Origin of the sequence: Streptomyces arenae (genome assembly GCF_022343545.1) — a bacterium.
GTDB lineage: Bacteria > Actinomycetota > Actinomycetes > Streptomycetales > Streptomycetaceae > Streptomyces > Streptomyces humi.
The window spans coordinates 179,749-200,638 of sequence record NZ_JAKQYH010000087.1 but is presented as its reverse complement, the minus strand read 5'-3'; the positions used below and the strand labels follow the sequence as shown (position 1 = coordinate 200,638).

The following is a 20,890-nucleotide window of genomic DNA, read 5'->3' as shown; positions in this document are numbered from 1 at the left end:
AACGGCGGCCGGAGGGGCGACCGCCACGGGGGAGGGATCAGCCATGGGCATGAAGACCAGGATGGGGCTCAGCGCCCTCGTGGGATTCGTCATCATCGGCACCGTGTCGGCGCACGCAGGCGGCGGTACCGGGGGCGGCGGCCCGTCCACCGGTACTTCAGGCGGCCCGTTCCGCGGAACCTCCGTCTCCCCCGGCCGCACACCGGACGCCGGGCACACCCCGCGGACGCACAGCCGGCCTTCCCCGGACCCGACGCCCAGCGAGCCGACTCCAGGCTGAAGCCCGATCCGGCCGCACCCGGCACCACCGGCACCCCACCACCACGGCCCCCGCCACCGCCACCGCCCCAGCCACCGCGCCCGGCGCGGCCCGGGCGCCGCGTTCACGCGACCCGGTCGTACGCCGGTTCCGCGCACCGCCGTTCCACGATTCCACCGTCCACCCACCCGAGAAGGATTCCGATGCGTCTCTCGTCCCGTGCCGTCGTGCTGATGGCCGTCGCCGCTCTCCCGTTGGCCCTGTCCGCCTGCTCCTCCGGTTCGTCCGCCGACTCCGGTTCCGGCTCCGGTAACGGCACCAGCGCCGGTGCCAAGCCGGCCAAGGCGCAGGACCCCGACGCCGGTCTGTTCACCGGTACACAGCTGAAGAAGGCCCTCGCGCCCGCCTCGGCCTTCCCGTCCGGGCTCACCCTGGAGTCCGACGGTTCCGCGGACAGCGGTGGCCAGTTCCTCTCCCCGGCCGCCCGCAAGACCGGGAAGCCGGACTGCACCAGGCTGGAGACCACGTCCTGGATCCAGGTCTCCGGCTACAAGGGCGGGGTGTCGTTCGCGCAGAACGGCTACGCGAACAAGACCGAGGAGGTGGACCAGGAGATCGACACCTTCCAGGGCACCACCGCGACCGAGGTGATGAAGGCCCTGCGGTCGGTGGCGGCCGCGTGTGCCACGTACACGGACACCGACGCGCACGCCAAGGTGAAGCTCACCGGCAGCGCCACGTCCGGACTCGCCGACGAGGCCTACACGATGACCCTGACGAGCGGCTACTGGGAGAACGGCACCACGCTGATCGCGGCCCGGTCCGGGAACTCCGTGGTCACCGTGCTGTCCACGGCGGGCAGCGACAACGGCGCCGCGTCCGCGAAGAAGGTGACGGCCACGGTCCTGTCGGCGCTTAAGAAGTAGCCGGCTGCCTTCCCGGCCCAGCCACCGTTCCGTCTCCCCCGTTGACCGTTCCGTCTTCCCCGCATGACCTTCCGTCTCCCTCGAAGGACGCCGATGCGCCAGTCGTCCCGCGCCGCGGGCCGGGCAGCCGCCGTACCAGCCTCCGTGCGGCCGCCCGCCGCACCCGGAACCTTCCCGCGGGCCGCGCTCGCCCTCGGCCTGCTGATCGGGTTCTACGCGCTGGCGCTGCTCGTGCTCGTCGTACTGGCGCTGCTCGACGTCTTCCTGGCCCGTGGCCCGGGCATCACGGTCATGACCGTCGAGGGCTGGCTCGGCTCGCTGGCCGTCGCCTGGTGCGTAGGACGGGTCGTCCTGCTCAGCCTCGGTCCCGGCGACGTGCCGGACGAGATCCCCGGTCTGCCGGTGACGCCTGAGGAGCAGCCCGGACTGTGGCGGCGCGTGGGTGAGCTGGCCGACCGCGTGGGCACCCGGCCGCCCGTGGAGATACGGGTGACACCCGGGGCGGGCGCCATGGTGCAGGAGGAGGCCCGGTGGCTCGGGCTGGTCCCGGGCGAACGGCGGCTCTTCCTCGGCGTGGCCCTGCTGATCGGTCTTCCGGAGAACGAACTGGACGCCGTGCTCGCCCACGAACTGGGCCATTACGCGCGGCACGACACCCGTCTGGGCGCTCTGGTCTGGGCGCTGCACCGCAGACTGCTCGGAACGGTGCGCACGTTGCGGCAGCGGGCCGCACGTGAGGAGGCCGAGGAGCGGGCGACGTCCGCGGCGCGGGCCGCACGGCGCAGGGCGGCCGGCCGGCCGCCACGGCCGGAACGGGGGTCCGCGCGCGGCCCGGACCACTACCTCGCCGTGGTGTTCTCGGCGTACGCCGCGCTGTGCCTGCGCCTGACCGAGGCGGTCAGCCGCAGGCAGGAGTACGCGGCCGACCACACCGCCGCCGTGATCGCCGGACGGGACGCCATGGTCGCCGCACTGCGCCGCGTTCCCGCTCTCGACGCCCTGGACGACCGCTACTTGCGCGACTACGCCCTGATGGGCCGGGAGGCACGCCTGCTGCCGCCGTGGGGGCAGTTCCACGGCGGCCTCGAACACCTCCTCGCGGACGACGAACGCCGTGAGCGCCTGAAACCGTGGGACAGGACACCGCGCCCGGAGGACACCCACGAGGAGCGGTCCCCCTACGACAGCCACCCGCCCACGGCCGACCGCATCGCGGCGCTGCGGGCACTGCCCGACGACGGGTGCGGCGCCACGTCCGTACGACGACCGGCGCTCGCGCTGCTCCGGGCGCCGGACGGTCTCCTCGCCGCCCTCGAACAGCGCGTGCTGGGTGCGGAGATGCTGTCCTGGCGGCGGGTCCCCTGGGCCGAACTGCCCACCCGGGCCCGGCGCGAGAGCTGGGCGCGGGAGGCTGCACCCCTGCTGGCTGCCATGGCCCAGGTGACGGGACCGGGCGTCCTGGCCGCGCCTTCGGCCGTGCAGCTCGGCCACCTCCTGGACCTGCTCGACCACGGTCTGCTGTACGACCTCGCGGGCCGGCTGCCCCGGTCGGAGCGGGCCGCCCTCAGCGGTGGCCGGGCGGCCCGCGAGTTCGCCCGGACGGCCCTCCGCTCGGCCCTGCGCCGGCTGGCCCTGCTGGCCGCGCTGGACTCGGGGCTGTGCCGGTGGGAACTGTGCTGGTCGGGGCCCGCGGTGCGAACGGTGACGCCGGAACGGTTCGCCGAGGCGCTGGAGTGGGCGCTGGACCACGCGGTCACCGACCCGCCCGGCACGGCACCGCTGCGCGCCCTGCTGCTGCCCGACGGGAGCCGTCACCCGTCCGACGGCACGGCCCCGCCACCCGCCCCCCAGCCCTGGCCACCGCCCCGCATCCCGTACTGACGGCCTGCCGACCCGACGACCCCACGACCCGCCGGAACACGCCCCGATCCTGAGAGACCTGTCATGAACGTCCTGATCGACATAGCCGGTGCCGGCGCGCTCGCCTACGCCGCGGTCACCGTCCCGCGCAACGCCCGCAAGGCGCGGGTGCTGCGGGCGGAGGCGAAGGCCAAGGCGCCGGTCAACATCGACCCCGCCACGTACGGGCTGGTGCCCGCCGCTCGGCTCGACAGCCGGTTCGCGGGCCCCGACCCCGAGGCGGACGCGGTCGCCGCGGCCGCCCTCGCCGGTGACTGGCGGCGCGCCGCCGGCTACCTGGCCGGGGCGGGCCGCGACTGGGACCTGCGGTGGTACCGGCTCGGCATCCTCGTGCACGCCGCCGCCGAGGACGACGCCTGGGTCAAGGCGTGGCGGACCGCGTACCCGGGCGACCCGTCGGCCGCGCTGGTGCACGCCGACGCGCTCGTCGTGCTGGCCGGCAAGGTGCGCGGCGCGAAGTCGGCCAGGCACACCACCGCCGAGCAGTTCGAGGGCTTCCACAGGCTGCTCGCCGAGGCGCTGCCCGCCTGCCAGGAGGCCGCGTGGATGGCGCCCGAGGACCCCGGTCCGTGGGTCGCGCAGCTCACCGTCGCCCGCGGCCTTGGCTGGTCGAACGACGACTTCCGGGCGCTGTGGGCCGAGGTCACCGCGCGCGACCCGCACCACTTCGGTGCACATGCCAGTGCCCTGCAGTACTGGTGTGCCAAGTGGCAGGGGTCGCACGAGCTGATGTACGCGTTCGCCGAACAGGCCGCGGCGTCGGCACCGGCGGGGAGCCTGCTGCCCGTACTGCGCCTGGAGGCGCTGATGGAGCACTCGTTCCGCGAGCCGCAGGCGCCCGTGTACGAGCAGCCGTTCGTGCGGGCGGCCGTGGACGCCACCCTGGACGCCGTGGACCGGGTGCCGGCCGGGCACCACCGGCTGCCCGCGGTACGGCATCTGCTGGCCGACGCCCTGTTCCAGACGAAGCGGTACGCGGAGGCCGTCGAGCAGTTCGGGGCGGTCGGCGGGTATGTCGGCAGCGCGCCGTGGTCGTACTCCGCGGACCCCGTCAAGGCCTTCGTCTTCGCCCGTACCAACACCTTCGTCGCCTGGGAACAGGCGGGCCGCCCCGCACCCGGGCCGCGTGGCGGGGTGCGGTGAGCCGGGTCAGCGTGCCGTGAACCGCGACGGTGCCTTGGTCGGGTTGCCGCCCGTGGGGAGCTTCTGGCCCGGGCAGGTGGCGAGGACCTTCTTCATGGCCGCCTTCTCGGCGGCGGTGACCCACAGCCCGTACTTCTTCTTCACGGCCACCTGCGCGGCGACGTAGGTGCAGCGGTAGGACTTGTTCGGCGGCAGCCAGGTGGCCGTGTCGCCGTCGCCCTTGCCGCGGTTGGCGCTCGCGTCGACGGCCAGCAGGTTCAGCGGGTCGTTGGCCAGGGCTATCCGCTTGCCGGCGTCCCAGTACTTCGCGCCCTTCTGCCAGGCGTCGGAGAGGGCGACGAGGTGGTCGATGTCGACCAGGCTGCGGCCGCGCCGGTAGGTGACGTCCTTGTCGGAGTACGGGTCCGGGTCGAGCACGCCGTAGGAGACCTTGCAGTCGCCGCCCGTGAACTTCACGTGCTTCAGGTCGCGCTTGAGTATGTCGTCCCTGGTGTCGCAGGAGTTGGAGTCGGTGTCCGCCCAGGCGGAGCCGAACTTGGCCCGGGTGTAACCGGTCTTCGGCGCCCGGCCCTTGACGGTGAGCGAGTCGGCGGCGGTCATGGCCGCACCCCCGCTTCCGGCGCCGGGGGCTCCGGAAGTCCCCTTGTCCTGAAGGTCCTTGCATCCCGCCACGGCGAAGATCACGACGACGGCGATGGCCGCCCCGCCCCTCAGACGTGCCACGTCCGCCCCCACACTCTCCCTCTGCCGCCTCCGCACGGGCGGGTCTCTGCCTGCCCCACCGTAACCGCCGGACGATCCGGACCCGGCGGGGCCTCAGAGGACGGATGCCCGCAACCCCTTCGGGTAGTCGGGGTCGCGGCACGGCGAAGGAAGCCCGCCTGGCACGGCCGTGCGCCCGCTCACGCTCCCGGAGGACGCACGCCTGCCGTCGGCATGCGTCCTCCGGCCGCGGTCAGGAGCCCAGGACGGAGGCGAGGAACTCGCCCACCCAGCCCAGCAGTTCGCGGCCGACCAGCGGCTTGCCGCCCACCTTCGCGGTCTTCGGGCGCGGTACCAGCACCTGGTGGACCGTCGGCTTGATGACCGTCCCCGGGTAGAGGCGCTTGAGGCGCAGTTCCTGCGACTCGCGCAACTCCACCGGCGCGAACCGGATGTTGGTGCCCTGGAGGACGATCTCGCCGACCCCGCAGGCGCGCGCGAGCATCCGCAGTCCGGCGACGAGGAGCAGGTTCTCGACCGGCTCGGGCAGCTTGCCGTAGCGGTCGGTGAGTTCCTCGCGGACCGCCCGGATGTCCTCCTCCGAGTTGGCGGAGGCGATGGCCCGGTAGGCCTGGAGGCGCAGCCGCTCGCCGGGCGCGTAGTCGTGCGGGACGTGCGCGTCGACGGGCAGCTCGATCTTGACCTCGAGCGGCGGTTCCTCCTGGATCTCGCCGGTCTCCAGCTGCCGCCGGTAGTCCGCGACGGCCTCGCCGACCATGCGCACGTACAGGTCGAAGCCGACGCCCGCGATGTGGCCGGACTGCTCGCCGCCGAGCAGGTTGCCGGCGCCGCGGATCTCCAGGTCCTTCATCGCCACGTACATGCCGGCGCCCATCTCGGTGTGCTGGGCGATGGTCGCGAGCCGTTCGTGCGCGGTCTCGGTGAGCGGCTTCTCCGGCGGGTACAGGAAGTACGCGTACCCGCGCTCACGCCCTCGGCCGACCCGGCCGCGCAGCTGGTGCAGCTGGGAGAGGCCGAAGGTGTCGCCGCGTTCGACGATGAGCGTGTTGGCGTTGGAGATGTCGATGCCGGACTCGACGATCGTCGTCGACACGAGGACGTCGAACTTCTTCTCCCAGAAGTCGACCACGACCTGTTCGAGGGCCGACTCCGACATCTGGCCGTGCGCGGTCGCGATCCGCGCCTCGGGGACGATGTCACGCAGCCGGGCCGCCGCGCGGTCGATGGACTCGACGCGGTTGTGGATGTAGAAGAGCTGGCCCTCGCGCAGCAGTTCACGGCGGATGGCGGCGCCGATCTGCTTCTCCTCGTACGGCCCGACGAAGGTGAGCACCGGGTGGCGCTCCTCGGGGGGCGTGGTGATGGTCGACATCTCGCGGATGCCGGTGACGGCCATCTCCAGGGTGCGCGGGATGGGTGTGGCCGACATGGTGAGCACGTCGACGTTGGCGCGCAGCTTCTTCAGCTGTTCCTTGTGCTCGACGCCGAAGCGCTGCTCCTCGTCGACGATGACCAGGCCGAGGTCCTTGAACTTGGTCTCGGAGGAGAACAGCCGGTGGGTGCCGATGACGACGTCGACGGCGCCCTCGCGCAGGCCCTCCAGGGTCCCCTTCGCCTCGGTGTCGGTCTGGAAGCGGGAGAGCGCCTTCACGCTCACCGGGAACTGCGAGTACCGCTCGGAGAACGTGCCGAAGTGCTGCTGCACGAGCAGGGTCGTGGGCACCAGGACGGCGACCTGCTTGCCGTCCTGCACGGCCTTGAAGGCGGCCCGTACCGCGATCTCCGTCTTGCCGTAGCCGACGTCGCCGCAGATCAGGCGGTCCATGGGGATCGACTTCTCCATGTCCTCCTTGACCTCGGCGATGGTGGTCAGCTGGTCCGGGGTCTCCGCGTACGGGAACGCGTCCTCCAGTTCGCGCTGCCACGGTGTGTCCCCGCCGAACGCGTGTCCCGGGGCGGCCATGCGCGCGCTGTACAGCTTGATCAGGTCGGCGGCGATCTCCTTGACGGCCTTCTTGGCGCGCGCCTTGGTCTTCGTCCAGTCCGCGCCGCCGAGCCGGTGCAGGGTGGGGGCCTCGCCGCCGACGTACTTGGTGATCTGCTCCAGCTGGTCGGTCGGGATGTACAGCCGGTCGCCGGGCTGGCCGCGCTTGGCGGGGGCGTACTCGACGACCAGGTACTCGCGGGTGGCGCCCTGGACGGTGCGCTGCACCATCTCGATGTAGCGGCCGACGCCGTGCTGCTCGTGGACGATGTAGTCGCCCGGCTCCAGGGTGAGCGGGTCGATGGTCTTGCGGCGGCGGGCCGGCATCCGGGCGCCGTCCTTGCCGGCCGCCTTCTGGCCGGACAGGTCGGTCTCGGTGAGGACGGCGAGTCTGAGCGCCGGGTCGACGAAGCCGTAGTCGATCGAGCCGCACGACACGTGCACGACCGACGGGCTCAGCTCGCCCAGGTCGACGTCGAGGCGGGCGGCGATGCCCTCGCCGCCGAGCACCTCGACGGTGCGGGAGGCGGGGCCGTGGCCCTCGGTGACGAACACCGTGCGCCAGCCGTCGGCGAGCCAGCCCTTGGTGTCGGCGAGGGCCTTCGCGGTGTCGCCGCGGTAGGTCTCCGGGGCGTGCATGCCGAGCTTGAGGGTGTCGGCGGACAGTTCCTCGTCGGCGGCGAACGGCGACACCGACCACCACATCATGTCCAGCTCGCGCGCGCGGTCGCGGACGTCGGCGATCGACCACAGGGAGGCCGCGCCGACGTCGATGGGCGCCTCGCCGCCGCCCGCGGTGGCCGCCCAGGACGCCTGGAGGAACTCCAGGCTGGTGGCCACCAGGTCGGCGGCGCGGGTGCGGACCCGCTCCGGGTCGCAGACGACGGCCATCGCGCCCTTGGGCAGCACGTCGAGCAGCAGCTCCATGTCGTCGACCAGGACCGGCGCCAGGGACTCCATGCCCTCGACCGCGATCCCCTCGGCGATCTTGTTCAGCAGTTCGCCGAGCTCGGGGTGTTCCTCGGCGAGGGCACGCGCGCGGGCCCGGACGTCCTCGGTGAGCAGCAGCTCGCGGCAGGGCGGCGCCCACAGGCCGTGTTCGGCGACCTCCAGGGAGCGCTGGTCGGCGACCTTGAAGTAGCGGATCTCCTCGACGTCGTCGCCCCAGAACTCGATGCGCAGAGGGTGTTCCTCGGTGGGCGAAAAGACGTCCAGGATGCCGCCGCGGACGGCGAACTCGCCGCGCTTCTCGACGAGTTCCACGCGCGCGTAGGCGGCGGCCGCGAGGGCTTCCACGACCTCGTTCAGGTCGGCGCTCTGCCCGGTGCGCAGCGCCACCGGCTCCAGGTCGCCGAGGCCCTTGACCTGCGGCTGGAGCACGGAGCGCACGGGCGCGACGACGACGGAGACGGGGCCCGTCTCGGGGTCGTCGGAGCTGGGGTGGGCGAGGCGGCGCAGGACGGCGAGGCGGCGGCCCACGGTGTCGCTGCGCGGGCTGAGCCGCTCGTGCGGGAGCGTCTCCCAGGAGGGGTACTCCACGACGCCCTCGGAGGGCAGCAGGGTGCGCAGGGCGGCTGCCAGGTCCTCGGCCTCGCGGCCGGTGGCGGTGACCGCGAGCACGGGGCGGCCGGCCTCGCGGGCCAGGGCGGCGACCGCGAAGGGGCGGGCCGCCGGGGGGCCTACCAGGTCGACGTGCATGCGGTTGCCGTCCCCGGCCGCCTTGATCGCTTCCGCGAGGGCGGGGTCCTTGACGACGGCGTCGAGCAGACCGTGCAGGCTCATTCAGGGCGGCTTTCGTCCGGGGGTGGGCAACGCGAAGTGCCCGGCGCGGGCTGCGACCGGGGGGCTCTCCAGCCTACGACTACGCGGGCGCGGGTGCCGGGGGCTGTGGACAACCTGCCCGCCCTGTGAGGTGCCCTGCGTCACGGCGGCCGCACCAGGGGGCCCCGCCCCCTGGACCCCCCGAAGCCTGTGCCCGCCCACCACCCGACCCGGTGAGTGCAGAAACGGGACTCGAAAGACACGACATGCCCGGCGCCGGAGAGGCTCTTGAGCTCTCCGGCGCCGGGCTTCCCCCGCAACCCCCGTGTGCGGTGGTCCCTGGTCTCGTCCCCTCAGTCCGTCGCGATCGCGTTCAGGACGTTCATGCGGCCCGCGCGGAACGCCGGGATCAGCGCGGCGAACAGGCCCACGAAGGCCGAGCCGACGAAGACACCGATGATCGTGGGCCAGGGGATCTCCAGGACCTTCAGACCCTGGAGGGCGAGCAGTTTCTGGGCCGTCGCGCCCCAGCCCATGCCCAGGCCGAGGCCGAGCAGGGCGCCGAACAGGGCGATCACCACGGACTCCATGCGGATCATGCGGCGCAGCTGCCGGCGGGAGAGGCCGATGGCCCGCATCAGGCCGATCTCCCGGGTCCGCTCGACGACCGACAGGGCCAGGGTGTTCACGACGCCGAGGACCGCGACGATGATCGCCAGGGCGAGCAGCCCGTAGATCAGGTTCAGGAGCTGGCCGATCTGGTCCTTCAGCGCCTGCTTGTAGTCGGTCTGGTCGCGCACCGTGTACTGCGGGTAGTCGTGCAGGGCGGACTTGAGGGACGTGTACGCGGCGTCCTGCTGCCCGTCCTTGGCGGTGGCGAAGACCAGCTGGTCCAGTGGCATCTTGTCGGCCGGCACGTACTTGGCGAGCGTGGCGATGGAGATGTACTTGGCGCCCTGGTCGATGACGACGTCACTGCTGGTGATCGCGCGGACCGTGAGGTGGGCGGTGCCGCCGTCCCTGAACCTGACGGTGATCTTCGACCCGAGGTGGATGCCGTGCGCCTCGGCGAACTTCTCGTGCACGGACATCGAGTCGGGCAGGTAGGCGTCCTTGAGGTCGCCGGCGACCGTCTTGGTGCGCAGGTCGGTGGCGTACGTCGGGTCGGCCGCCGTGATGTCGGTGTCCTTGAGGGTCTTCCCGTCGGGCGTGGTGTAGTCGGCGGTGGTGTCCCGGTACTCGGTGACCCGTGCGAGCCCCGGCACGTCCTTGACCGCCTCGACCGCCTGCGGGGTGATCCGCTGGCCGCTGTCGGACTGGATGATGAAGTCGGTGCCGACGGTCTTGTCGAGCTGGTCCGACGCGGAGGCGACCATGGAGGAGCCGACCACCGAGAGGCAGGCGACCAGCGCGAGGCCGATCATCAGGGCGGCGCCGGTGGCGCCGGTGCGGCGGGGGTTGCGCAGCGCGTTGCGTTCGGCCATGCGTCCGACGGGTCCGAACATCCGCAGCAGGACGGCGCCGAGGACCCGGACGACCCCGCCCGCGAGAAGCGGGCCGATCACCACGAACCCGAGCAGTGAGAGCACGATGCCGAGGCCCAGCCAGAGCGAGCCCTCCTTGGCCTTGTCCGCGGTCGAGGCGAGGTAGAGGCCGTAGCCGCCGCCGGCGGTCAGGAGAAGGCCGATCAGGGCGCGTACGAGGCCCGCCCTGGCGTCGGCGGGGGCGCCCGCGTCGCGGAGCGCGGCCATCGGGGAGACCTTGCCGGCGCGCCGCGCGGGCAGGTAGGCGGCGAGGACGGTGACGACGACGCCGAGGACGAGGCCGATCACCGGGGTCGTCCAGGCGACCGTCAGGTCACTGGTCGACAGGTGCATGCCCATCTGGCCCATGAGCTTCATCAGGCCGACCGCGATGCCGACGCCCGCGCCGACGCCGAGCACCGAGCCGACGACGCCGAGCAGCAGGGCCTCGACGAGCACGGACCGGTTGACCTGGCGGCGACTGGAGCCGATGGCCCGCATCAGGCCGATCTCGCGGGTGCGCTGGGCGACCAGCATGGAGAAGGTGTTGATGATCAGGAAGATGCCGACCAGGAAGGCGATCCCGGCGAAGCCGAGCATCGCGTACCTCATGACGTTCATGAAGCCCTCGACGTCCTTCTGGTTGGCGTCGGCGGTCTCCTTGGCGGTCTGCACCTTGTAGGCGGCGCCGAGTTCGGCGGTCACGTTCTTCTTCAGCTGCGGGTCGGTCACGCCGGGCGCCGCGGTCACGTTGACGTTGGTGAAGACACCGGTCCGTCCGACCAGCGTCCGCTGCGCGGTCCTGGTGTCCAGGTAGAAGATCGCGGCACCGGGGTTGGTGACGGTGAAGTCGGCGATGCCGGAGATCTTCGCGGTGTGCGTGCCGACCGCGCTGATCACGCCGATCTCGTCGCCGAGCGTCAGGTGGTGCTTGTCGGCGGTGTCGGCGTCGACCATGATCTGGCCGGCGTTCCTCGGCGCCGTACCGGAGGTGATCTTCATGGTGCGGGCGTCGTTGGAGTTCCAGCTGCCGACGATGGTCGGGGCGCCGCTGGACGGCGACAGGCTGTCCTTCTCGGCGTCGACGACGGTCACGGTCGTCGAGAACACCGTTCCCTCCGCCGCCTTGACGCCCTGAGCCGCCCGGACCCGGGTGACCACCGAGGCGGGCATGACCGGCGGCCTGCCGTTGTCGGAGGTCGTCTCACCGGTGTCCGAGGCGCTCTTGGCGCTGACCGTCACGTCGGACGAGGTCGCCGCGAACAGCTTGTCGAACGTCGTGTTCATGGTGTCGGTGAACACCAGCGTGCCGCACACGAACGCCACCGACAGCAGCACGGCGACCGCCGACAGGGCCATCCGCCCCTTGTGCGCGAAGAAGTTGCGCATCGAGGTCTTCAGGACGGTCATGACGTACGCCCCCGCGCGTCGAAGTCCTTCATGCGGTCCAGGACGGAGTCCGCGGTGGGCTTGAACATCTCGTCGACTATCCGGCCGTCGGCGAGGTAGAGCACGCGGTCGGCGTAGGAGGCGGCCACCGGGTCGTGGGTGACCATGACGATCGTCTGGCCGAGTTCGTCCACGGAGCGGCGCAGGAAGCCGAGGACCTCCGCGCCCGCGCGGGAGTCGAGGTTTCCGGTCGGCTCGTCACCGAAGATGATCTCGGGGCGGGCGGCGAGGGCGCGCGCCACGGCGACGCGCTGCTGCTGACCGCCGGAGAGCTGTGTGGGGCGGTGCCTGAGCCGGTCCGCGAGCCCCACGGTGGTGACCACGCGGTCCAGCCACTCCTTGTCGGGCCGGCGCCCGGCGATGTCCATGGGGAGCGTGATGTTCTCCAGCGCGTTCAGCGTCGGCAGCAGGTTGAACGCCTGGAAGATGAACCCGATCCGGTCCCGGCGCAGCTTGGTGAGCTTCTTGTCCTTCAGGCCGGTGATCTCGGTCTCGTCCAGATAGATCTGACCGCTGGTCACGGTGTCGAGTCCGGCGAGGCAGTGCATCAGGGTGGACTTGCCGGACCCCGAGGGGCCCATGATCGCGGTGAACTGCCCCCGCGCGATGTCCACGTCGACATGGTCCAGGGCGACGACGCGGGTCTCACCGGACCCGTACGCCTTGACGACCTGCCGCGCCCGCGCGGCAACGGCCGTACGCCCTCCAGTACCCCCGTGCCTGGGAATGGTCACAGCCGATGTCACGGTATGTCTCCTAAGTCGGTCAGCGAACGGGCAGCGCTGTGCTGCGCCTTGCTGAAGTGCGGTTGGTACGACGATCAGTACGGCGATCGGTACGACGACGAGTCTCGCGGTGGGCGGGGCCGCTCCGCGCTGGTGCGAAGCCCCGTCTTTCCCGGGGGAAAACCCCACCCCCGGCGGTTCGGTCAGCCGCCCCCCGGCGGCGTAAGACCAGGTTAAGGACGACGGGGGTGCCGTCTCGTCCTCCGGCGGTACGACCCCTCCCCGAGCCCTGGTACGGAGAACCCCCTAGGGGTCGTCCACCGTCGGGTGGAGACGTTCTCAGGGTCCGGCTCCACCCTCTGCCGGCCGCAGCCGCCACCCTCCCGCCACGTCAGGCGCAGGCGCAGGTGCGTTTCCGGCAGGCGGACGCGTACTCCCGCCGGGTGGAGGCGGGTGGGAAGCTGTCGTACGGGATCTGGCCGCACGCGAGACGCGTGCACCCGGCACGGATGCGTGGGGGACGCAGGAGGAGGGGGCAGGCGTGGGGAGTACGACGCCCGCGACACGCGCTGCCGGGCGGCAGGCCGGGACGGGCCGGCGGGGGGCCGTGGTGGCCGCGCTGATGCTCGCCATGGCGCTGGCCGCGCTCGACTCCACCGTCGTCTCCACCGCCGTACCGCAGATCGTCGGGGACCTCGGCGGGTTCTCGGTCTTCTCCTGGCTGTTCTCCGGCTATCTGCTGGCCGTGACGGTGACGCTGCCGGTGTACGGCAAGCTCTCCGACACCTTCGGCCGCAAACCGGTGCTGGTGGCGGGCGCGGCGGTGTTCCTGCTGGGGTCGCTGCTGTGCGCGGCCGCCTGGAACATGGGCGCGCTGATCGCGTTCCGGATCGTGCAGGGGCTCGGCGGCGGTGCGTTGCAGGGCACCGTGCAGACCCTCGCGGCCGACCTGTACCCGCTGGAGGACCGGCCGAAGATCCAGTCGAAGCTGTCCACGGTGTGGGCGGTGTCGGCGGTCGCCGGGCCCGGGCTCGGCGGGGTGCTGGCCACCTACGCGGACTGGCGGTGGATCTTCCTGATCAACCTGCCGATCGGTGCGGCGGCGCTCTGGCTGATAGCGCGTCACCTCCACGAGCCGGAGCGTGCGCCGCGCACGCCCCCGCGGGTGGACTGGGCGGGGGCGTCGGCGGTCTTCGCGTGCGGGGGCGTGCTGCTGACGGCGCTCGTGCAGGGCGGGGTGGCGTGGGCCTGGTGGTCCGCGCCCTCGTGCGTGCTGTTCGGCGCCGGGCTCGCGCTGGCGGCGCTCGTGGTGCGGATCGAGCGCCGGGCGGCCGAGCCGATCATCCCGGGGTGGGTGTGGCGGCGCCGGACGATCGCGGCCGTCAACCTGGCGCTGGGCGCGCTGGGCCTGCTGATGGTGGCGCCGACGGTGTTCCTGCCGACGTACGCGCAGTCGGTGCTCGGCCTCGCTCCGGTGGCCGCCGGGTTCGTCCTGTCGGTGTGGACGCTGACCTGGCCGCTCTCGGCTGCCCTCAGCCAGCACGTGTACCGGCGCATCGGCTTCCGCGACACCGCGCTGCTCGGCATCGGCGCGGCCACGCTGGTCCTGTTCGCGTTCCCGTTCCTGCCCTACCCCGGGTCGGCCTGGCAGCCGACGCTGCTGATGTGCCTGCTGGGCGCCGCGCTGGGCCTGTTCCAGCTGCCGCTGATCGTCGGGGTGCAGTCGACGGTCGGCTGGGCGGAGCGGGGCACCACGACCGCGTCGGTGCTGTTCTGCCGGCAGACCGGGCAGACGCTCGGCGCCTCGCTGTTCGGCGCGGTCGCCAACGGGGTGCTGGCGGCCCGGCTGGGCGGCTCGGGCGACCTCGACTCCGTCACGCGCGCGCTGGACGACGGAACGGCCCCCGGTGCCACCCGGCACGCGATCGCGGACGCGGTCCACGCGGTGTACCTCGGCGCGGCGTGCGCCGCCGCACTGGCGTTCCTGGTGCTGCTGTTCGTGGCGCCCCGGCGCTTCCCCGTCCTCGACGACTGACTCCCACCCCAGGGTTAACGCGGGTAACACCCGAGGTCAGACGCGTCCTGATGAAGTAAGCGCATACCGACCGCCCAGTTCGGGGAAAACAGCGCACATCTCGGATACCTGCGGGTAACGTGCGTGCCCCGCTCCCTCCTCTCCCTGCGGTCCGCCGCCACGGACCCGAGCCACGCAAGGAGCACCGGGATGTCCCACGACCCCTGTCCGTCCGACCCGCCGCGACTGACCTATCCCTGGGCGCCGTCGCCGCCCGAGCCGCCACTGCCCCGCCACGTGCCGCACCGGGAGCCGGTCGGCCACCACAGCGACCTGCGCGTGCTGCGCGGCGCCTACCGCCTCCAGAGACGCGCCGCGACCCTCACCGCGCTCGGCTACTTCACGCTGTTCCTGGTGCTGTCGGCGTTCGCGCCGGGCGTGATGACGAGCACGGTCGCCGACGGCGTACCCGCGGGACTGCTGCTGGCGCTCCTGCAACTGCCCGTCACCTGGCTGGCGATCGTCCTGTACGAGCGCACCGCCCGCCGCCATGTCGACCCGCTCGCCGACCGCATCCGCAGAACCACCGAACTGGACGCCAGGCGGGGAGCCGTGCGGTGACCGGGTTCAGCGACTCCGCGCAGTCCATGTCGCTGGTCGCCTTCACCGTCGTCGCCACGCTCACCCTGCTGCTGTGCGTGATGACCGGCCCGGACCGCGACGACCTCGACGAGTTCTACACCGGCTACAGCTCCCTCTCCCCGCTGCGCAACGGCCTCGCCATCGCCGGCGACTACATCTCCGCGGCCACCGTCCTCGGCACCGGAGGCGTGATCGCCCTGTGCGGCTACGACGGCGTGGTGCTCGCCCTCAGCACCGCGCTGTCGCTGCTGCTGCTGATGTTCCTGCTGGCCGAACCGCTGCGCAACGCGGGCCGGTTCACCATGGGCGACGCGCTCGCCCGGCGGATGCCCGGCCGTTCGGTACGGATCGCGGCCTGCGCGGTCACCATCGCCGCCCTGCTGCCGCTGATGCTGGTCCAACTCGCGGGCGCCGGACAGCTGATGGCCTTCGTCCTCGGCTTCTCCGACGCGGCCGTAGAGACCGGCTGCGTCGTCGGCCTCGGCGCCCTGATGATCAGTTACGCGGCCATCGGCGGCATGAAGGGCACCGCCCTCATCCAGATCCTGAAGATCGTCATGCTGCTCGGCTCCGGCACCGTGGTCGCCGTACTGGTCCTGCACCGCTTCGACTGGGACCCGGGCGCCCTGCTCACCGCGGCGGCCGAGGGCAGCGGCACCGGCACCGCCTTCCTGCACTCGGGCCTCCAGTTCACCGGCGGTCCCGCACCCCGGCTGGACATGATCAGCTCGGAGCTGACCATCGTCCTCGGCGGCGCCTGCCTGCCGCACATCACCATGCGCATGTACACCGCCTCCAGCGCCCGCCAGGTGCGCCGTTCGATGTCCTGGGCCGTGTCGTGCGTGGCCCTGTTCGTGCTGATCGTCAGTGTCGTCGGGTTCGGCGCCACCGCCCTGCTCGGCCGGGCCGCCGTCGCCGCCGCCGACCCGCAGGGCAACACCGCCTACCTGCTGGGCTCGCGCGCGGCGTTCGGATCCGGCGTGTCGACGGCCGAGACCCTGCTCTTCACCACCGTCACCGCGGCGGTCTTCCTGACCCTGCTGGCCTCCGTCGCCGGCATGATCCTCGCCTGCGCCAACTCCCTCGCCCACGACGTCCTCGCCACCCGCGGCCGGGAGCTGCCCGCCCGCCGCGAGATGACCCTGGCGCGCGTCTCCGCGCTGGCCATAGGAGTCCCCACGATCCTGCTGGCGGTCCTGGTGCAGCACCACAGCCTGCAGCCCCTGGTCACCCTCTCCTTCTGCCTCGGCGCCTCCGCCCTCGCCCCCGCCCTGGTCTACGGGCTCTTCTGGCGCCGCTACACCCGCACCGGTCTGCTCTGCACGCTCCTCGGCGGCAGCCTCACCGTGCTGCTCCTGATGCCCGGCACGAACCTGGTCTCGGGAGCGCCGAGCGCCGCCTTCCCGCACTCCGACTTCAACTGGTTCCCGTTCACCACCACCGGCATCGTCTCCATCCCGGCCGGCTTCCTGCTGGGCTGGCTGGGCACGGTCGCCTCCGGCCGGAGCGGGGCCGCGGAACAGCGGCGGCAGTACGAGGCGGTGGAGGGCTGGATCCTGGCGGGAGCCGGGCGCCGCGGGGCGTGACGGGCACGCCCCGTGGGCTGCGGTGCCGCGAGGGGCGCTATTCCGCCGCCGCGCGCCCCGTCAGGGTCATCAGGCTGTCCCGCATGTGGTCCATGTGCGCCTGGACGTCGTCCCAGGTCTCCCCGTGCTCACGCAGCACCCGTTCGGTCTCGCGCGCGATGCGCTCCTCACGCAGCCGCGCCTCCGTGAGGATCTCGGCGGCACGGGCGTGGGCCTCCTCCTCGGAGCGCCGCGCCGACTCCTCCGCCTCCTCCAGGGCCCGCTCCGCCTCCTCCAGGGCGGCCTCGGCGCGGGCGATGCGCTCGGCGTTGTGCGCGTCGACCGCGGCGGCGCTCGCGACCTCCTCGCGCTCCGCCTCGGCCCACATCTCCGCCTGCTGCCTGGCCTGGTCCGCCAGCATCGCCGCGGTGCGCTGCCGCACCTCGCGCAACGCCGCCAGCGCCTCGCCGCGCATCTCCTTCACCTCGAGACGGGCCCCGATACGGATGTCGTCCGCCTCGGCACGCGCGGCGAGGAGCAGCCGGCGGGCGTGTTCCTCGGCGTCCGCGCGGAGCGCGTCGGCCTCCTCCTGAGCCGTGCAGCGCGCGTTCTCGGCCCGCTCCGCGGACTGCGCGACCCCGTCCGTCAGCTCCCGCCGGGCGTTGCCCCGCAGCGCCGCCGCCTCGTCCTGCACCAGCCGGAACACCCGCTGGGCGCGGTCCCCGAGCGCCTCGTAGGACTGGGGCGGCAGCTCCGCGACGGCGGTGCGCAGCCGCTCGGCCTCCGCGCCCATGTCCTTGGCGAGCACGGTGAGCCGCGCGGCCCGCTCCCATGCCGCGTCCCGGTCCTCGGAGAGCGCCGCCAGGAACGACTCGACCTGCTCGGGGCGGTAGCCACGCCCCCGGACGGTCGCGAATTCGTACGGCGACATCGATGCGCTGCTCACCCTGGGTACCCCTCTCCACCGGACCGCACGAATGATGATTTCGCGCACATCTTGATGGATGGGACGTAAGTGTTCATAACGCGACACTCCGCAGAGATGTCACGGCCGAAGCACCCCACGGCAGAACCGGGCACGCGAACACGCCAGGGGGCGCGCGGATTCAGCCGCGCGCCCTCCGGCAGCGGGTCGGCAGCCGGCACGGAAACGCGCGCACGCACGTGGGGCCGGTCCGGTCGCCCGACCGGACCGGCCCCACCGGTCTTCCTGCCGCCGCCCTACAACAGCCCGTCCCACATCTGTTCCAGCAGCACCGACCACCAGCTCTCCGGCGAACCCAGCGCCGCCGGGTCCAGGGAGGCCAGCTGGGCCTGGAAGTCGACGGTCCAGCGGCCCGCCTGCTCCTGGTTCAGACCGAACCTGAGACGCCACATCCGGCCCAGCAGCGCCAGGCAGCGCGCGAACTCCGGCAGCCCGGTGTTGACGAACTGCGGCGGCACGGACGCCCCGCCCGGCCCGGCCTCCACCGGAACGGCCACGATGTTCGCGGTGCCGTACTGCACACACACCGCCTTGCCGAAGTCGGTGCCCATGACGAGGTACGACCCCGCGTCCGGCGCCGGCCGCACACCGCGTTCCTGCGCCAGCTCCGCCAGCGTCGGCACCGGCCGGCCCGGCTGGGCCTGCGCCCAGAAGAACGGCCCCATGTCCAGCGGCAGGCCCGCCGCGACCAGCATGTGCGCCACGATCGGCGGCACGCCCTGCCGGTCCACCGCCGCCTGCTCGAAGCGGAACACGCCAGGACCGAACGCCGCGCCCAGCTCCTGCGCGATCGCCTCCGGCGGGATCGGCGGCGCCGCCTGCACCTGCGGCAACGGCGCCCGCACCGGCGCGGGCCGCGCCGGACCCGCGGCCACCTGGTGCAACTCGCCCTGGTGCGCCAGCAGCTGACGCATCCCCTGCTGCCGGCTCGCGTGGTCCGTCCCGTACGGCGCGATGCTCGCCAGCCGGGCCTGCGGCCACTGCTCCCGGATCATCCGCGCGCAGTAGGCCCCCGGCAGCTCGCACGGCTCCAGCTCCGTGTGCAGTTCCAGCACCTGGTCCGGCGGCACGTTCATGGCCCGCAGCTCGTGGTAGATCTGCCACTCCGGATGCGGTGTGCCCGGCGCGGAACGCCGGATCAGCTGCTGCTCCGAGCCGTCCTGCGCCCGGTAGCGCAGCACCGCCTGGTAGCCCGGACCGACCGTCGGCTGCCCCTGCTGCGGGTAGCCGTACGCCGGCGGCTGCCCACCGGGCCCCGGCTGCCCGGGCGGCGGCATGGCACCCGGCGGCATGGGCGGCGGCATCTGCGGAGCGCCCGGCGGCATGCCGGGGGCGCCCGGAGCGCCCACCGGGGGCGCGGCCAGCACGGTCTCCGCATGGTGAACCGCCCCCTGCGCGCCACCGGCCGAGCCGTGCGGACCGGGCGCGGGAGGCATGCCGGGGGCAGCCGGCGGCTGCTGCGGGGCGCCGGGGGCGCGCGGGGGCTGGGGTGCGCCGGTGCCGCCCGGCGCGGGGGGTACGCCAGGGGCGCCCGGTACTCCGGGAGCGCCGGGCGGGTTCGGCACACCAGGGGCGCCCGCAGCACCACGCGCGCCCGGCGCACCAGGCGTGCCAGGGGCACCCGGCGGCTGCGGCGCGCCCGGTCCCATCCCGCTCGGGTCGGCCATCATCGTGGCCGCGCGGTGAACGTCGCCCGGCGGCGTACCGCCCGGAGTACCCGGACCACCCAGCGGGTTGGAAGCACCCGGCGGGGTCCCCGGACCGGCCGGGGCCTCGGGCCCGCCGGGACCGGTGGCCGACACCATCTGCGTGGGCGCGTACCCGCCCGGCGCGGGCGGCTCGGACGGACCCCCGAGACGGACGCCCGGCGCACCCGGGACACCCGGCGGCGGAGGCGGCGCACCGGCTCCGCCACGACCCCTGCGCGGAGGCGGAGCGGCCCTGCTGGTCGCGGCGTCCGCTATGTCACCGGCGTTCGGCGCGAGCCGCCGCCCCGGCGTGGCCGGACCGGCGGGAGGCTGGGGAGCATGCGGAGACGGGGCCACGTCGGGAGCACCGGCGGACGCCTGCGGATAGCCGTATCCGGGTGCGGCCGGTGGCTGCGGATACCCGTACGAGGAACCCTCCGGCCCCTGCGGACCGCCGGCCGCGCCCGACGGGGGCGTGCCCGGAGCGGACGGGGGCTGCGGGTGGGCGTACGAGGAGGCCGCCGGTGCCTGTGGGCCGCCGGGCGCGATCGGAGCGGCCGGTCCCTGCGGATATCCGTACGAGGAACCCCCGGACCCCTGCGGACCACCGGGCGTGCTCGGCGGGGGCGTGCCCGGAGCGGACGGGGGCTGCGGGTGGGCGTACGACGGGGGGCCCTGCGGGGGCTGCGGGGGCGTGTTGCCCCGCGGTGCTCCGGGTGCCCCTGCCGCGCCACCCGCGGCTCCGGGTGCTCCGGGTGCTCCCGGCGCCTTCGGGTCGTCGAGCGCCGGGGAGACCGCCGTACGCGGCAGTTGGCTGCCGCCGGTCATCAGGGCCGTCTCGGCATCCCCCAGGGCGCCGTCGTCGGCGTCGCTCAGCGGCGGCGCGAACACCGTCGCCGGCAACGGGACGGAACGGTCCTCGCCCGCGTCGGCGTTGGTGTCGGTACCGGCCCAAGGGGTCGCACCGGCGGACGCGTTGTGCACGCCCGGCGCACCCGAAGCCTCTCGCGCCCCGACAGACGCCCCGGCACCGACGCCAGCACCGGCACCGGCACCGGCACCCGCACCAGCGCCCGCACCAGCCGCCGGCACCCCGGTCTGCGTCTCGGCAAGCCCGATGGGGGCGGGCCCGGTGCCCGCCCCGGCGTCGGATCCCGCGCGGGGGCCCGCCGGCGTGTCCTCGCCCTCCGGCCGCCGGTCCGGGATGCCCAGCTTGTCGGCCGCCTCCTGGAGCCACTCCGGCGGACTCAGCAGGAACGACGTCTGGTTCAGGTCCACCCGCGCGGCCGGCGCCGGCGCCGCGTCGGCGACCTCCGCCTCACGGCCGTACTCCTCCTCGTACCGGCGGATCACCTCACCCACCGGCAGCGCGGGCCACAGCGTGGCCTCTCCGCTGTCCCGGGCGATGACCAGCCGCTGCCCGCCCGCGTCCGAACGCGGGCCGTCCGCGCGGTCCTCGCCCCACACCACGAACCCGAGGCCGAACTCCCGTACCCGCACCTCACGATGCTGGTACGCGGGCACGTCCCCGTTGATCCACTCCTCCGCGCGCTCCTGCGCCTGCGCGAACGTCACCATGCCGA

Annotated in this window: 12 protein-coding genes; 6 read left to right on the top strand and 6 right to left on the bottom strand. The window is 73.3% G+C overall.

The genetic code is table 11. The features are described from left to right. Positions 1-462: 462 nt before the first annotated feature. The 3 genes from MB828_RS40195 to MB828_RS40185 all read left to right on the top strand — a co-directional run bounded on the left by MB828_RS40195 (position 463) and on the right by MB828_RS40185 (position 4,248). On the top strand, positions 463-1,185 hold the full coding sequence (locus tag MB828_RS40195) for a hypothetical protein (protein ID WP_301652475.1): 723 nt from the start codon (positions 463-465) through the stop codon (positions 1,183-1,185). Between the two features lie 93 nt (positions 1,186-1,278). After that, on the top strand, positions 1,279-3,066 hold the full coding sequence (locus tag MB828_RS40190) for a M48 family metallopeptidase (protein WP_301652474.1): 1,788 nt from the start codon (positions 1,279-1,281) through the stop codon (positions 3,064-3,066). Between the two features lie 63 nt (positions 3,067-3,129). Continuing rightward, positions 3,130-4,248 carry a hypothetical protein gene (locus MB828_RS40185; RefSeq protein ID WP_301652473.1) on the top strand — a complete coding sequence of 373 codons (1,119 nt, stop codon included), beginning with the start codon at positions 3,130-3,132 and terminating at the stop codon, positions 4,246-4,248. 6 nt (positions 4,249-4,254) lie between these two features. Here the strand turns inward: MB828_RS40185 and MB828_RS40180 are convergent, their stop codons facing one another. The 4 genes from MB828_RS40180 to MB828_RS40165 form a co-directional block, all read right to left on the bottom strand. Then, positions 4,255-4,971 (bottom strand): HNH endonuclease family protein, encoded by a 717-nt coding sequence (locus MB828_RS40180; protein ID WP_133027906.1) that lies wholly within the window; start codon positions 4,969-4,971, stop codon positions 4,255-4,257. A gap of 232 nt (positions 4,972-5,203) precedes the next feature. Then, a complete protein-coding gene (gene mfd, locus MB828_RS40175; protein WP_301652472.1) occupies positions 5,204-8,737 on the bottom strand; it encodes a transcription-repair coupling factor in 3,534 nt (1,177 codons plus the stop codon). 332 nt (positions 8,738-9,069) lie between these two features. After that, positions 9,070-11,649, bottom strand: a complete 2,580-nt coding sequence (locus tag MB828_RS40170; RefSeq protein ID WP_301652471.1) for an ABC transporter permease — start codon at positions 11,647-11,649, stop codon at positions 9,070-9,072. Then, positions 11,646-12,434 carry an ABC transporter ATP-binding protein gene (locus tag MB828_RS40165; protein ID WP_301652470.1) on the bottom strand — a complete coding sequence of 263 codons (789 nt, stop codon included), beginning with the start codon at positions 12,432-12,434 and terminating at the stop codon, positions 11,646-11,648. Before MB828_RS40165 ends, MB828_RS40170 begins: the two co-directional genes overlap by 4 nt. 520 nt (positions 12,435-12,954) lie before the next feature. Here MB828_RS40165 and MB828_RS40160 point away from each other — a divergent pair. The 3 genes from MB828_RS40160 to MB828_RS40150 all read left to right on the top strand — a co-directional run bounded on the left by MB828_RS40160 (position 12,955) and on the right by MB828_RS40150 (position 16,655). Then, entirely contained in the window at positions 12,955-14,448 is a 1,494-nt protein-coding gene (locus tag MB828_RS40160; protein WP_301652469.1) for an MFS transporter, read from the top strand. Positions 14,449-14,637: 189 nt separating this feature from the next. Next, positions 14,638-15,048: a DUF485 domain-containing protein gene (locus MB828_RS40155; protein ID WP_133027911.1), complete on the top strand. Its 411-nt coding sequence runs from the start codon at positions 14,638-14,640 to the stop codon at positions 15,046-15,048. After that, positions 15,045-16,655 (top strand): cation acetate symporter, encoded by a 1,611-nt coding sequence (locus MB828_RS40150; RefSeq protein ID WP_301652468.1) that lies wholly within the window; start codon positions 15,045-15,047, stop codon positions 16,653-16,655. Before MB828_RS40155 ends, MB828_RS40150 begins: the two co-directional genes overlap by 4 nt. A 37-nt stretch (positions 16,656-16,692) precedes the next feature. Here MB828_RS40150 and MB828_RS40145 read toward each other — a convergent pair whose 3' ends face one another. Both MB828_RS40145 and MB828_RS40140 read right to left on the bottom strand, forming a co-directional pair. Then, positions 16,693-17,580, bottom strand: coding sequence for a cellulose-binding protein (locus MB828_RS40145; RefSeq protein ID WP_430381498.1), 888 nt, complete (start codon positions 17,578-17,580; stop codon positions 16,693-16,695). Between the two features lie 275 nt (positions 17,581-17,855). Next, on the bottom strand, positions 17,856-20,885 hold the full coding sequence (locus tag MB828_RS40140; protein ID WP_301652467.1) for an SUKH-4 family immunity protein: 3,030 nt from the start codon (positions 20,883-20,885) through the stop codon (positions 17,856-17,858). Between the last annotated feature and the right edge of the window lie 5 nt (positions 20,886-20,890).